Below are 12,696 nucleotides of genomic sequence, written 5' to 3'. Positions count from 1 at the left end.
CTTAACCGTAAATCATATTCGGTAATGTTGTTGCAATTTCTGGCCAAATAGCTAAACCAACCAATAACAATAGTTGCATGACTATAAAAGGAATTACACCTTTATATATAGCCGACGTTGGAATAGAGCTCGGTGTAACCCCTCTTAAATAAAACAATGCGAAACCAAAAGGGGGAGTTAAGAATGAGGTTTGCAGATTTATCGCTATCATTATACCTAACCATATTGGGTCGACTCCCATTACAAATAAAACAGGGGCAACCAATGGCACCACAACAAACGTTATCTCAATAAAATCAAGAATAAAACCTAATAGAAAGATTACAACCATTACCGTTATTAACGCCCCTATTTTACCACCTGGCATATTTTCAAATAATGAATGTATTAACTCTTCCCCACCAAACCCTCTAAATACTAAAGAAAATATCGATGCCCCTATTAAAATCATGAACACCATAGAGGTGACTGTGGTAGTAGATAACATGACCGACTTTAACGTAGGTAAATCTAGCTTGTTTTTAAACAATGCAATAATCATGGCTCCAAACGCACCTAATCCAGCAGCTTCCGTTGGCGTTGCTACACCTAACAAAATTGACCCTAAAACGACTAAAATTAATACTAGCGGTGGTATTAAGCTAGACAATAAGTCACCTAATGACACTTGTTCAATTTGTGTAGGTTTGGGCGCCCATTGTGCTTTAAATACGCCAACATAAATTGAATATAACAAATACATAACCACCAAGATTAATCCTGGAATTAAAGCACCTGCGAATAGGTCACCTACTGAAATGGTTTCTGGTGAGAATATCCCTTGAGATAATTGAGCCTGTTGATACGAACTAGAAAGTACATCTCCCAATAATACTAATGCTATAGAAGGAGGTATGATTTGCCCTAATGTCCCTGTTGCAGCAATAACACCTGTGGCATAACTTTGGTTGTAGCCAGCTTTCATCATACTAGGCAGTGACATTAATCCCATCGTCACGACTGTTGCACCCACGATACCAGTACTAGCGGCCATTAACGCACCAACTAAGGTAACGGCAATTCCCATCCCAGCGGGTAATCGACCTAACGCATTGGTCATACTGGACAATAATTCTTCTGCAACTTTAGATCGCTCTAACATGACCCCCATAAAAACAAACAAAGGTACAGCCAATAACGTTTGATTGGTCATTATTCCATACAATCGACTTGGTAACGCATTTAACAAAGCATGGTCAAAGATGTTGGTAAGTAATCCAAATACCGAAAATATCAATGCCGTCCCAGCTAAAGTAAAAGCAACTGGATATCCCAACATCAGCACCAAACAAACCACTAAAAACATCAACAATGAGATCCATTCCATTATCTTAACCCCTCATTTAGTGATGACACTTTTTTAATCACAATTTTGATCACCTCACTTATCCCCTGAATTATTAACAATAAAGGCATTAATATGAGTAACGTTTTTAATATGAAAACTAAAGGTAATCCGCCAGCCTCTTGAGAGCTTTCGGTAATTTGCCAAGATTGAATTACATAGTTCCAGCTCATTACTAGAATATATGTGCAGGTAGGTATTAGAAAAAAGATATGACCAAACAAATTAACTGAATCTTTCTTTGTCGCTGTCATTTTACGATAAAAAATATCAACCCTGACATGTTCATCCTGCTGTAAAGTGAAAGACATGGCCAACATTAAAATGAATGAATGTAAATAAAGCACACTTTCTTGCAGCCAAATCCAACCTATATTGAATCCATAACGCAAAATCACGACTGTAGTCATGGTGATAACCATAACTATTGTTAACCAAGATATGATCTTACCTATATGAGTTGTGAAATTTTCAAGCCGATTTAACCCTAGTCTTGATAACGTTTCTGACACGACAACACCTAATTTATTATTATTTTTATTTGTGGAGCGTTTTTATACCGAATGGCATCCATTAAAGCAAATACCTAATAAGTGGCTAATTCCTACACACAACTATGTAATTTTATTACAACACAGCCATATAAAATTCACTAAAAAGACATTTTATGTAAATTAATTACGTAATTTAGTTTACAAACTCAACTTAATTAGTATAATTACTCTACATTAGAATATTTACTCTATAAAACACACAATAAATAAGGCGATTTATTATGAAAACATTATTCACAGCAGCACTTTTCACACTGGTTAGCACTCAAACTTTTGCACAAGATACTGAATATAAATTTGTAGCATTAGACAATTCAGAAGCAACAGACATCTGTTTAACAGCAGCAACTGTTGGTTATTATAAAGCTAAAAAAATAGCGAAAAGCTCACCTTTATTTAACGAAGTAGAATTTATTACTACAAAATGTAATGGTCTTTCTATTCGTCAATTCGCAAAAAAATACACAGAAGTAGCAAACACAACTGAAGAAGTAATAAACACAGTTTCTTATGAATTCAAACCAGTTGATAATGATGAAGCGAGTCAACTTTGCGCCGTTGCCGCTAAAGAAGGTTTAAGAGAAGCGATCAACATAGGTGGACGTGACGCTAAATTTATAACGTGTAATGGTTTACGTATCGAAACTTTCGCACGTAAATTCAGAAACTCTTAATATACCAGCAACAAAGCTGCAGATTTATACCAGCAGCTAATGTAACTAATATACAAAAGTTAGTAGCACTTAAATGATTTATCGCCTTAGCTTCCCCCTAAACAATTGGGGGAATCGGGCGCTCCACCTAACTCTTGTGTTAACTCCGCCCACTCATCTAGAGTATAAGTATGTATAGCCAAAGCATGAATATTATTTGCTAATTCATCAGCCAAACATGAATTCACCGCTCTATGTCTTTGAATGAGTCTTTTATTTTCAAACTCGTTTGAAACTACAACCACTTTAAAATGTGACTCACTACCTTCTGGTACATTATGTTTATAACTTTCATTTTCAACTGATAAATGTGTTGGCGAAAAATCGTTAGTTAATTTATCTGTAATTAGTTTTTGAATTTTCATTTTTTACTCTTAAATTGTTAAGTCTTTATCTATGGTATCTAATATCGAACAAAGTGTTGTAGCTTAATTTCAATGGCCTCTAGTTAATGATATTTCTAAAAGTTAAACTAATTCGGCTTCGCTCTACTTTTTTCCTTGCCGGTATTGCATGTTTATAACTGGCCTGCACCCCTGGTTTCATCAATAATAAACTTCCATGTGCTAATTCTAAGTTAAACGTTTCTCCTTCAATATTATGCTTAAACTGAAAGGTGCGCTGAATACCTAAACTTACCGTGACTACCGCAGGAGATAGCCCTAACTCTTTTTCATCATCAGCGTGCCAGCCCATTTTGTCTTGACCATCACGGTAAAGGTTAATCAGCGCTGAATTAAATTGTTTCTTAGTTAGTTTTTCTGCTCGTGTTTTAATGTCAAAAACGACTTGTTCCCAACCTGTCGACTCAAATAACTTTCCACTGTATTGATAATGTGTTCCAACCTCCCCCATCCAACTTTGTAAACGGGGTACCAAGTGCTTTTTCCCATATACTTCCACAGTAGGTTGCTGCCAAGACAAATTCGAAAGTAAATAATTAAATGCATCATTTGCGTATAACGGATCCATAAAATTAGGTACATATACGAATCCTCTGGGTAATTTGATAGATTTATTGCTATTTTGGCTATCTATTTCAAATAAATCGAATTGCAAAATTTACTTCACCGCGCGGGAGTGGGACAATAGGGTAATGATAATTAGTTCTTCACTAAACGGCGAGTAATATATGAACGTACAATGGCAAATAATCGACAAGCAATATGACTTGTTTCGTTACCCTAAAGGGCAACATGACAAATCTTTACAAGCTTGGGATAGCGCTGATGAGTTAGTGGTAGAACATTTACTCACCAATAATGAAATAAACAAAGACTCTTTGCTTATTTTAAATGATAACTTTGGCGCTTTAGCTGTAGGCCTAAATAGTTTATCGCCTACCATAGCGACGGATTCTTATATTAGTCAACAAGCCATTTTACAAAACTGTGAAGCAAATGAGCTTAATGCTCCAAAACTGTTAGACAGTCTGACACCTTTACCAGAATCGAATACCATAGTGATAAAGCTAACTAAAAACATGGGTTTTTTAGAGCATCAACTTGGGCAGATAAACCAACTAAACAATGAATGCCAAATAATCGCTACGGGTAAAACAACGTTAGTCACAAAAAATGTATTAGCGTTATTTGAAAAGTATTTGTCGGATGTAACGACGAGCCTTGCAAAGAAAAAAAGCCGTTTGATATTCGCCAAACACGATAACAAAAAACAGGTTCCTGCTAATAAGTACCCAGTCTCAGTTACATGGCCAGAAAAATCACTAAACGTAGTTTCACACGCTAATGTGTACAGTAAAGATCAAATTGATATTGGTGGTCGATTCTTAGCTGAAAACTTACCAGAGTTAACTGCAGAGCAAACTGTTGTAGATTTAGGGTGTGGCAACGGTCTTATTGGCTTGTCATGTTTGCATCAAATGCAAGAACGCAACAAGTCTATTAAAGTTAAGTTCCTTGATGAGTCATTTATGGCGATTGATTCTGCCAGGCTTAATGTCGCTGAACAGTTTGAAGCTCAATTAGAACAGTGTGAATTTATTGCTACCGATTGTTTAACGGGTGAAGAAGAACAATCTATAGATTTAATTTTATGTAATCCTCCGTTTCATCAACAAAACACTATTACTGAACACATTGCATTACAAATGTTCACTCAAGCCAAAGAAGTACTTAAAGATGGCGGAAAAATATTCGTTGTAGCAAATAACCACTTACATCATTCATATCATTTGAAAAATATCTTTGGTGGATTTAAAGTGCATAGAAAAAATAATAAGTTCACCATATATAAGTGCACAAATCATTTACAAGCAAAACCAGAAGCGAAATAATTATGTTGAAGAAAATACTTATACTTGCAGTTATTACAGGCCTTTATGCTTGTGCTAATAACAAAGCGAAACCTGTTGTGATAGCCCCAGAACAGACCATTAATAAGCAATACATGAGTGTTAAGGCCGTTGAATTTAATGATCAACGGAAAAACAAAGCGCTTGCTGTCATTAATGGGAAAAGTTTACCTTTAACTAAAGACTTACCTGCGACAATGAAAGAATGGTTAACCAACTCAATTGAAGTTAACCAATACGGCACAAAGGTATTGACCGTTAACTTACTTTCATTCGGAAGCTTCATTAAACAAGAAACCATGTCTTTTAGTATGGAATCTGTACTTGAGTGGCAGTTAAAGCTTGAATCTAAAAAAGGTAGCTGGACAAAATCTTATCAAACTACAATGACAGAAGAAGGGCCACTGTCGGCTGATAATACCATCGTTGAACGTCACCTGAATCAACTAACAACCGTATTATTAGAGCAAAGCTTAAACGACCCTGAGTTCAACCAAGCTATTTTCAAATAGCTTGGTAAGCTTCATTTTTTGGTAAATATTGACCACTGGTTTATTAATATGACACGTTATTTAATTATTATAGTTTTATCTTTGCTTTCGTTAAATGGCGTTGCAGCAGTTCAACCTAAAGGCCAGTACATACAACCTAACAACTTATTCCCTAAGGTTTTATTTACCACCTCATTAGGCAATTTCACTGTTGAATTAGATAGAATGAAAGCGCCTATTACGGTAGACAACTTCCTTAGTTATGTTGACGCAAAACGTTACGAAAACACACTTTTTCACAGATTAGAACATGACTTTGTATTACAAGGTGGTGGTTTTACAACTGAAATGGAAAGCGTTGAAGAGTTTCCTGCCATAGTAAATGAATCTGGCAATGGTCTTAAAAATGACCAATACACCATTGCTATGGCCCGTCAATATAGCCCACATTCAGGTACTAGCCAGTTTTTTTTCAATCTTGCCGACAATGACAGTTTAAATCCAGGTAGAAATTGGGGTTACACTGTTTTTGGTTACATCACAGAAGGAGAAGATGTATTTGAAAAACTTGAAGGGATTGAAACAGATATCTCCCCTGAACTAGGCTGGCCTAGCTTTCCCAATAAAAAAATCATTATTATTAAAGTAGAAATATTGGCCGAATAATTATCCGCTACTATAATGGAAATTAACGTATGTAGGACTCCAGTCGACATGCAGAAATGTTTTTCCCTTTAATTATAATAACTCGAGGGAGGGAGTGTGGTAGAAGCGCAACGTTTTATTGATACAAAAGCATTTCAACTCACCAATTATGCAGACGCTTTAGTCGCCGGAATTATTCCGCCAATCGAAGTTGATTTGTATTGTTGGGATACGATAGAAGAATGGTCTCAGTTTAAGTCGCCAACTTTTAAAGTATCACCCACAGAAAGTGCATTTTGGTATTTGTTACACCAAATCACCTTCTGGAACCCAAAAGAGATCAGAACGTGTCCAATACTCAAATCAGAGGTTGATTCTTGTATCGACTTTCTACGAGGTGATGGCATGTATCCAGACTTTTGTTCTGGAGTTAGACCTTAACACTTGACCTCTAGTGAAATGTTATAAACAATCGGCCTTTAGTTTCTTAACAGGCCGATTTTTTTGTCTATAATTTCTCTTAAATCTTCATTTATTGCTAGCTTTTCTGTTTACGCTGAGCGAAATGTCATACGTTTATTCTTGTTAGGTTTCTCTGCAGGTTTACCCATTTTATTAGTTTTCTCAAGTTTATCCTTTTGGCTTAGGGAAGCTGGCGTGGACCGTTCTACCATAGGCTATATGAGCTGGGTAGCATTAGCCTATGGTTTTAAGTGGATATGGTCACCGGCAATCGACAAAATCCCAGTACCGATACTTAGTGCCATTTTAGGCCGCCGTCGAAGCTGGCTGTTTCTCACACAGTTATGTCTAATTATTAGTATCTGTGCCATGGCTCTGATCGATCCACAAGTGGACTTATATTTAGTACCAATTGCTGCATTAGCTGTAGCATTTTTTTCAGCTACGCAAGATATCGTCATTGACGCCTTTAGGATTGAATCTGGCAACAATAAACAACAAGCCGCTATGGCGGCCACCTACCAAATTGGATACCGCCTAGCCATGATTGTTGCCTCAGCCGGTGTACTCTTGCTTGCTTCAGCTTTCGAAAGTACAGACGGTTATGATTATTTAGCATGGCAAAAAGCATATTTAACCATGGCAATACTTATGTTGGTGGGTTTACTTACAACTCTATTTTCACCTGAACCAGAAAGTTCGGTAGTTAACGACGACGTTACGTTTAATAATGATAAAAAAACTCCTTTATAGGATCACTTCACAATGCGTACATCACACCATTATTAGAAATAGTTTCTCGATATAAATGGCATGCATTAGTTTTAATTATTTTAATAGCCACATACCGGGTCTCTGATATTGTGATGGGCGTAATGGCAAATGTATTCTACGTTGATATGGGATATACAAAATCCGACATTGCCATAGCATCCAAAACTTACGGGCTCATACTGACGCTTACAGGAGCTTTATTAGCCGGTGGTTTAGTGAATAAATATGGTGTTTTAAAAATATTGTTCATTGGCTCAATTTTATCAGCACTGACGAACATACTCTTTATAGCCTTATCACAATCCGACCATAACCTAATTTTATTGTATACTGTTATCTCCATTGACAATTTAAGTGCTGGACTAGCCACGACGGCCTTTATTGCGTTTCTTTCATCTTTGGCATCAAAAGAGTTCACGGCAACGCAGTATGCTTTTTTAAGTTCTGCGATGTTATTGTTCCCTAAGTTTCTTGGAGGCTTTTCAGGCGTATGGTTAGAGTCTCTTGGTTATACTTACTTCTTCACTATGACAGCGTTATTAGGGATACCAACCGCCCTTGCAATTTTATATTTGATGAAACAAAAATGGCACGCCTAGCGTGCCATTATAAAATTGCAAAATGCCATCGATTAATTTGATATAAGGTTTAAACCTTCAAATGGATCAACTTCTAAAGCTTTGCAATAACGCAAATATTCTACGATATCTAAACGGCGCTCTTGATTTTCAACTTTTCCAATAAACGAATGAGGAGTGCCAATGATTAGAGAAAGTGTTCTCATTGTATGACCTTTTTCTTTTCGCTTTTCTTTTAGCCAAGCCGTTAATACTTTATTTTCTTCAGACGAGACAGATTTACCCATCATAGTAGTTACTCCCAAGTTACAACTCCCAATATGCTAGTTTTTTGAACTAGTACGACTTTTTTAACATAACCTGTTTAAAAGTTATAGGCAGGAATGTTAGAAGTTTCGATTTTCACCTCCCATCTTGCGTATAAAACGAATTTACATTTCTCATAGCGAACATAGTCAGTCTCCGATATGATAAAACTATATTGTAAATTTGTTGAGTTCATATGATTAAGTTTTTCTTCCTTATCCCTACCTTGTTATGTATTGGTTGGTTTTTATATTTACACCAAAATAATTGGACCTTTGAAGAAGGTAAAAAAGGGTTTATTTACATCATTGGATTATCTTTGGTGGTTATAATATTTTATAGCTTAATGTACCTACTTAATCATAGTTGACATTAACTTTTTTTAGTAAGAGTTTGTACATAAAATAGGAATTATTTTATCAGATATTATTTCGAGTTCGGGACAAATTTGTTGTTAGCAATCCACTCTAGATAATGAGCTAAAACAAAAAAATCCGCCATCTAATGATGTCGGATTTTTTTAATACTCTACAGCAATTACGTTATTTCACGATAGATAGGTGTGAGCCCTTTTTGTGTTTTTTGTCATCTTTTGAGACATCCACCTTTGGTTCCTCTATATCAGATTCTACCGCTGAAATGTGAGGTGTATTATCATCGTCTAAATCAACATCTTCCAACTCAAACTCTTCTGGTGGGAACATAGTTCCAGCACCATTTTCACGAGCATATATCGCACTAATTGCATAAATCGGGATATACACTTCAAATGGTACACCACCAAATCGTGCAGAGAATGTAATTTGTTGTTTATCCATTTGAAACATTTGCACTGCCGATGGACTGATGTTTAATACAACTTGCCCATCTTTTACTGTTTGTTGTGGCACTGCAACATGAGGCATGTCAGCTTCTACAACTATGTATGGTGTACATTCGTTATCTAAGATCCAATCGTAAAACGCCTTTAATAAATAAGGGCGATTAGAACTCATGTTAATTGTCTCTGACATAATATACTTAGTATGTTGCGTGGATATCTTTCTCAAGGTCAGTTAATGACGCTTGGAATGATTCACGTTCAAATACACGTAACATGTATGTTTTTATTTCTTTAGAAGCCGCACCATCTAGCTCGATACCCCAAGCAGGTAAACGCCATAACAGTGGAGCTAAATAACAATCTACTAAGCTAAACTCATCACTCATGAAGTATGGCTGCTCTGCAAATACTGGAGCAATAGAAAGTATGCTTTCTTTTAGCTCTTGTCTTGCTTCTTCATCACCAGCTTCAATTTTACGAGTTAATGAATACCAATCATTTTCAATGCGGTCCATCATTAGACGACAACGACCACGAGCGACTGGATAAACAGGCATCAGTGGTGGGTGAGGGAAACGCTCATCTAAATATTCATTAATAATATTTGCTCTATACAATCCTAATTCACGATCAATTAATGTTGGTACGTTACCATAAGGATTTACTTCGTATAGATCTTCTGGCAGGTTATCAGGCGTAACATAATTAATATCAACATTTACTCCTTTTTCCGCCAATACAATACGTACTTGATGACTATACATATCGTTAGCACCTGAAAATAAGGTCATTACCGCTCTTTTGTTTGCCGAAACCGCCATTTACTTCTCCGAAATCTTGAATCAAAAAAGGGGTTGAATACCCCTTTATTTAATGAGTGCAGTATACAGTCAACGGAAACATCTAGCTAGGATTACCTCCGTTAACTGACATATTGTTTAAACTATTTTACGTCTTTCCAGAACTCTTTCTTAAGTAGTACTGCTAAAACAAAAAATATTAAACAATATAATAATGCCTTCCAACCTAAGCTTTCACGCTCAAGGATCATTGGCTCACCAACATAAACCATGAAGTTAGTAATATCTAACGCCGCACGGTCATATTCATCTACGCTCAACTCACCAGAGCCATCAACTACTATTTTTTCACCTAAAGAAACACGTTGAAGTTGGCCATCAATTAGCTGCTCTTCGAAATGTTCTTCTTTATGTGGAATACCTTGTAACTCTTGTAATACGTGAGGCATACCAACGTCTTTAAAGACGGTATTGTTCACGCCAAATGGACGAGAAGGGTCAACATAAAAAGATTTTAAGTAACTATAAATCCAATCAGGGCCTCTAAGACGTGCTTCTAGAGTTAAATCAGGAGGCGCAGCACCAAACCACTTAGCTGCATCTTTCGCAGGCATCGCATTTTTAATATGTGAACCTACTTTAGTGTCCTTTGTAAATATAAGGTTATCTAAACCAACATTAAGCGGAATACCTAAATCATTAAACGTACGCTCATAACGTTGATATTGCATCTGATGACAACCTAAACAGTAGTTCATAAACAACTTAGCGCCGCGTTGTAAAGACGCTTTATCTGTTTGATCAATGTCTGCTTGATACGGTAAAGCACCTCCACCTGCAGCAAATGCTGTCGATGAAACTAAACCAACAAATAATCCAAATGTATAAAGTAACTTTTTCATTATTTAGTGATCCTATCTGGCAATGGTTTAGTATTTTCATTTTTGCTGTAAATCCACAATGCAGCGAAGAAAGCAAAATATAAAATAGTAAATAATGGCGCTAATATTTCAGATGTTGGTGTTGCTGGAGTACCACCAAAGTAACCTAAAACAACAAATGAAATTGCAAATATCCACAAGTTTAATTTATGTAAGCCACAACGGTAACGAACCGAACGAACTTTACCACGGTCAATCCAAGGCAATAACGCTAATAAGATGATTGCACCAAACATAGCAATAACACCCATCAACTTATGTGGTACCGCTTTTAATATTGCGTAGAATGGCGTGAAGTACCATACAGGGAATACATGCTCAGGTGTTTTTAACGGATTAGCCGTTTCAAAGTTAGGGTGTTCTATGAATTTGCCATAAAAATCTGGATTAAAGAACATCACGTAACAGAATAAGAAAATAAACACACCAAATGCCATTAAGTCTTTCAACACCATATGTGGGAAGAAAGGCACAACATCATCTAGAATATCTTTCTTGGATGTATAGTACTCATGGAATTCAAACTTAGTTTTATCTTCTTCCGCAACCGTACCTTTTTTACGTTTAACGTCAACGCCATCAGGGTTATTTGACCCAACTTCATGTAAAGCCACAATATGTAAGAAAACTAAGATTACGATAACTAACGGTAATGCTATAACGTGTAGAGCAAAGAAGCGGTTCAACGTTGCTCCAGATACTACATAGTCACCACGAATCCATAACGCTAAATCTTCACCAACAAATGGTATTGCACCAAACAAAGAGATAATTACCTGAGCGCCCCAATAAGACATTTGTCCCCAAGGTAATAAATACCCCATGAAGGCTTCAGCCATCAAAGCTAGATAGATAAACATACCAAATAACCATAATAACTCACGAGGCTTTTGGTAAGAGCCGTACATCATACCGCGGAACATATGTAGATAAACGACAACAAAGAATGCTGAAGCACCCGTTGAGTGCATGTAGCGAATAACCCAACCGTATTCAACATCACGCATTATGTATTCAACAGAGGCGAAAGCTCCATCAGCTGATGGTACGTAGCTCATCGTTAACCAAACACCTGTTAAGATTTGATTTACTAATACGATAGTGGCCAAAAAACCAAATACATACCAAAAGTTCATATTCTTTGGAGCAGGATATTGTGCCATGTGCATGTTATACACACGGGTCATTGGGATGCGAGCATCAATCCAATCGATAATATTTTTAAACATTACGCAGCTCCTTTTTCATCTTCACCAATTAATATGGTGGTATCGTCAATATAATAATAAGGAGGTATTTGTAAGTTTAGACCTGCAGGAACACCACTAAATACACGACCAGCAAGATCGAATTTAGAACCGTGACAAGGACAAAAGAATCCAGAATTTACACCTTCAACTATTTCTTCATACCCTTCAGAGAAGTATGTAGGAGAACAACCTAGATGAGTACAGATACCAACGGCTACTAGAATTTCATCTCGTGAAGAACGAAAGTTATTTTTTGCATAGCTTGGTTGTTGTTTTTCTTCTGAAGATGTTGGGTCTAATAACTTATCTTCAATTTGACCAAGTTGCTCAAGCATTTCAGGAGTACGATATACAACCCAAACAGGTTTGCCGCGCCATTCAACTCGAATTAGTTGACCAGGTTCAAGCTTGGTAATATCTACTTCAACTGGAGCCCCTGCCGATTTAGCTCTGGCACTTGGGTTCCATGATGCAATGAAAGGTACTGCCACCGCTACTGCTCCTGCACCACCAACGACTGTGGTAGCTGCAGTGAGGAAACGACGACGACTGTTGTCTACAGGCGCATTGCTCATCCAATATTCTCCGCGATTAAGGATTAATAAGCGTGTAAGAATCACTAAGACTTCGTAACGAACTCTTACATTTTTGTTATTGTAGA

The 12,696-nt window shown here is 36.7% G+C and carries 17 protein-coding genes; 7 read left to right on the top strand and 10 right to left on the bottom strand.

Annotation, left to right across the window (positions count from 1 at the left end; translation table 11 throughout):
• Window position 1: 1 nt before the first annotated feature.
• Both RT723_RS13490 and RT723_RS13485 read right to left on the bottom strand, forming a co-directional pair.
• Window positions 2–1,366 carry a TRAP transporter large permease gene (locus RT723_RS13490; protein ID WP_315947577.1) on the bottom strand — a complete coding sequence of 455 codons (1,365 nt, stop codon included), beginning with the start codon at window positions 1,364–1,366 and terminating at the stop codon, window positions 2–4.
• Window positions 1,366–1,896 (bottom strand): TRAP transporter small permease subunit, encoded by a 531-nt coding sequence (locus RT723_RS13485; RefSeq protein ID WP_315947576.1) that lies wholly within the window; start codon window positions 1,894–1,896, stop codon window positions 1,366–1,368. The genes RT723_RS13490 and RT723_RS13485 overlap by 1 nt, the downstream gene beginning before the upstream one ends.
• Before the next feature lie 263 nt (window positions 1,897–2,159).
• On the opposite strand from RT723_RS13485, the gene RT723_RS13480 reads away from it, so the two are divergent.
• Entirely contained in the window at window positions 2,160–2,612 is a 453-nt protein-coding gene (locus RT723_RS13480; protein ID WP_315947575.1) for a hypothetical protein, read from the top strand.
• An 86-nt stretch (window positions 2,613–2,698) separates the two neighbouring features.
• On the opposite strand, the gene RT723_RS13475 is transcribed toward RT723_RS13480, so the two are convergent.
• Together RT723_RS13475 and RT723_RS13470 are read right to left on the bottom strand one after the other, a co-directional pair.
• Window positions 2,699–3,016 carry a BolA family protein gene (locus tag RT723_RS13475; RefSeq protein ID WP_315947574.1) on the bottom strand — a complete coding sequence of 106 codons (318 nt, stop codon included), beginning with the start codon at window positions 3,014–3,016 and terminating at the stop codon, window positions 2,699–2,701.
• A gap of 79 nt (window positions 3,017–3,095) precedes the next feature.
• Window positions 3,096–3,710, bottom strand: coding sequence for an alpha-ketoglutarate-dependent dioxygenase AlkB family protein (locus RT723_RS13470; RefSeq protein ID WP_315947573.1), 615 nt, complete (start codon window positions 3,708–3,710; stop codon window positions 3,096–3,098).
• A gap of 73 nt (window positions 3,711–3,783) precedes the next feature.
• Here RT723_RS13470 and RT723_RS13465 point away from each other — a divergent pair, with 73 nt between their 5' ends.
• The 6 genes from RT723_RS13465 to RT723_RS13440 all read left to right on the top strand — a co-directional run bounded on the left by RT723_RS13465 (window position 3,784) and on the right by RT723_RS13440 (window position 7,936).
• Entirely contained in the window at window positions 3,784–4,947 is a 1,164-nt protein-coding gene (locus tag RT723_RS13465; protein WP_315947572.1) for a methyltransferase, read from the top strand.
• Window positions 4,948–4,949: 2 nt separating this feature from the next.
• Window positions 4,950–5,477: a YajG family lipoprotein gene (locus RT723_RS13460; RefSeq protein WP_216056189.1), complete on the top strand. Its 528-nt coding sequence runs from the start codon at window positions 4,950–4,952 to the stop codon at window positions 5,475–5,477.
• Window positions 5,478–5,525: 48 nt separating this feature from the next.
• Entirely contained in the window at window positions 5,526–6,122 is a 597-nt protein-coding gene (locus tag RT723_RS13455) for a peptidylprolyl isomerase (protein ID WP_315947571.1), read from the top strand.
• A 96-nt stretch (window positions 6,123–6,218) separates the two neighbouring features.
• Window positions 6,219–6,542: a hypothetical protein gene (locus RT723_RS13450; RefSeq protein WP_216056191.1), complete on the top strand. Its 324-nt coding sequence runs from the start codon at window positions 6,219–6,221 to the stop codon at window positions 6,540–6,542.
• A 63-nt stretch (window positions 6,543–6,605) separates the two neighbouring features.
• The gene (locus tag RT723_RS13445; protein WP_315947570.1) at window positions 6,606–7,316 is read left to right on the top strand and encodes an MFS transporter; all 711 of its coding nucleotides are present in this window, start codon (window positions 6,606–6,608) and stop codon (window positions 7,314–7,316) included.
• A 122-nt stretch (window positions 7,317–7,438) separates the two neighbouring features.
• Window positions 7,439–7,936 (top strand): MFS transporter, encoded by a 498-nt coding sequence (locus tag RT723_RS13440; protein WP_315947568.1) that lies wholly within the window; start codon window positions 7,439–7,441, stop codon window positions 7,934–7,936.
• Window positions 7,937–7,968: 32 nt separating this feature from the next.
• Here RT723_RS13440 and RT723_RS13435 read toward each other — a convergent pair whose 3' ends face one another.
• The 6 genes from RT723_RS13435 to petA form a co-directional block, all read right to left on the bottom strand.
• Window positions 7,969–8,205 (bottom strand): helix-turn-helix domain-containing protein, encoded by a 237-nt coding sequence (locus tag RT723_RS13435; RefSeq protein ID WP_216056192.1) that lies wholly within the window; start codon window positions 8,203–8,205, stop codon window positions 7,969–7,971.
• 558 nt (window positions 8,206–8,763) lie between these two features.
• Entirely contained in the window at window positions 8,764–9,216 is a 453-nt protein-coding gene (locus RT723_RS13430; protein WP_315947566.1) for a ClpXP protease specificity-enhancing factor, read from the bottom strand.
• 25 nt (window positions 9,217–9,241) lie between these two features.
• Window positions 9,242–9,865: a stringent starvation protein SspA gene (gene sspA, locus RT723_RS13425; protein WP_216056194.1), complete on the bottom strand. Its 624-nt coding sequence runs from the start codon at window positions 9,863–9,865 to the stop codon at window positions 9,242–9,244.
• Window positions 9,866–9,987: 122 nt separating this feature from the next.
• Window positions 9,988–10,746, bottom strand: a complete 759-nt coding sequence (locus RT723_RS13420; protein ID WP_216056195.1) for a cytochrome c1 — start codon at window positions 10,744–10,746, stop codon at window positions 9,988–9,990.
• Window positions 10,746–12,014: a cytochrome b gene (locus tag RT723_RS13415; RefSeq protein ID WP_216056196.1), complete on the bottom strand. Its 1,269-nt coding sequence runs from the start codon at window positions 12,012–12,014 to the stop codon at window positions 10,746–10,748. The genes RT723_RS13420 and RT723_RS13415 overlap by 1 nt, the downstream gene beginning before the upstream one ends.
• Window positions 12,014–12,610, bottom strand: coding sequence for a ubiquinol-cytochrome c reductase iron-sulfur subunit (petA, locus tag RT723_RS13410; RefSeq protein ID WP_315947564.1), 597 nt, complete (start codon window positions 12,608–12,610; stop codon window positions 12,014–12,016). The genes RT723_RS13415 and petA overlap by 1 nt, the downstream gene beginning before the upstream one ends.
• Window positions 12,611–12,696: the final 86 nt, after the last annotated feature.

It is taken from the genome of Psychrosphaera aquimarina (assembly GCF_032461525.1).
Classification (GTDB): Bacteria; Pseudomonadota; Gammaproteobacteria; order Enterobacterales; family Alteromonadaceae; genus Psychrosphaera; species Psychrosphaera aquimarina.
This window is presented reverse-complemented; position numbering and strand designations above follow the sequence as displayed.

What these genes read in the sequence shown, in the direction of transcription:
- RT723_RS13490 (WP_315947577.1), bottom strand. Translation starts at nt 1,366, where the DNA reads ATGGAATGGATCTCATTGTTGATGTTTTTAGTGGTTTGTTTGGTGCTG.
- RT723_RS13480 (WP_315947575.1), top strand. Translation starts at nt 2,160, where the DNA reads ATGAAAACATTATTCACAGCAGCACTTTTCACACTGGTTAGCACTCAA.
- RT723_RS13475 (WP_315947574.1), bottom strand. Translation starts at nt 3,016, where the DNA reads ATGAAAATTCAAAAACTAATTACAGATAAATTAACTAACGATTTTTCG.
- RT723_RS13465 (WP_315947572.1), top strand. Translation starts at nt 3,784, where the DNA reads ATGAACGTACAATGGCAAATAATCGACAAGCAATATGACTTGTTTCGT.
- RT723_RS13460 (WP_216056189.1), top strand. Translation starts at nt 4,950, where the DNA reads ATGTTGAAGAAAATACTTATACTTGCAGTTATTACAGGCCTTTATGCT.
- RT723_RS13455 (WP_315947571.1), top strand. Translation starts at nt 5,526, where the DNA reads ATGACACGTTATTTAATTATTATAGTTTTATCTTTGCTTTCGTTAAAT.
- RT723_RS13440 (WP_315947568.1), top strand. Translation starts at nt 7,439, where the DNA reads ATGGCAAATGTATTCTACGTTGATATGGGATATACAAAATCCGACATT.
- RT723_RS13435 (WP_216056192.1), bottom strand. Translation starts at nt 8,205, where the DNA reads ATGATGGGTAAATCTGTCTCGTCTGAAGAAAATAAAGTATTAACGGCT.
- RT723_RS13430 (WP_315947566.1), bottom strand. Translation starts at nt 9,216, where the DNA reads ATGAGTTCTAATCGCCCTTATTTATTAAAGGCGTTTTACGATTGGATC.
- sspA (WP_216056194.1), bottom strand. Translation starts at nt 9,865, where the DNA reads ATGGCGGTTTCGGCAAACAAAAGAGCGGTAATGACCTTATTTTCAGGT.
- RT723_RS13420 (WP_216056195.1), bottom strand. Translation starts at nt 10,746, where the DNA reads ATGAAAAAGTTACTTTATACATTTGGATTATTTGTTGGTTTAGTTTCA.
- RT723_RS13415 (WP_216056196.1), bottom strand. Translation starts at nt 12,014, where the DNA reads ATGTTTAAAAATATTATCGATTGGATTGATGCTCGCATCCCAATGACC.
- petA (WP_315947564.1), bottom strand. Translation starts at nt 12,610, where the DNA reads ATGAGCAATGCGCCTGTAGACAACAGTCGTCGTCGTTTCCTCACTGCA.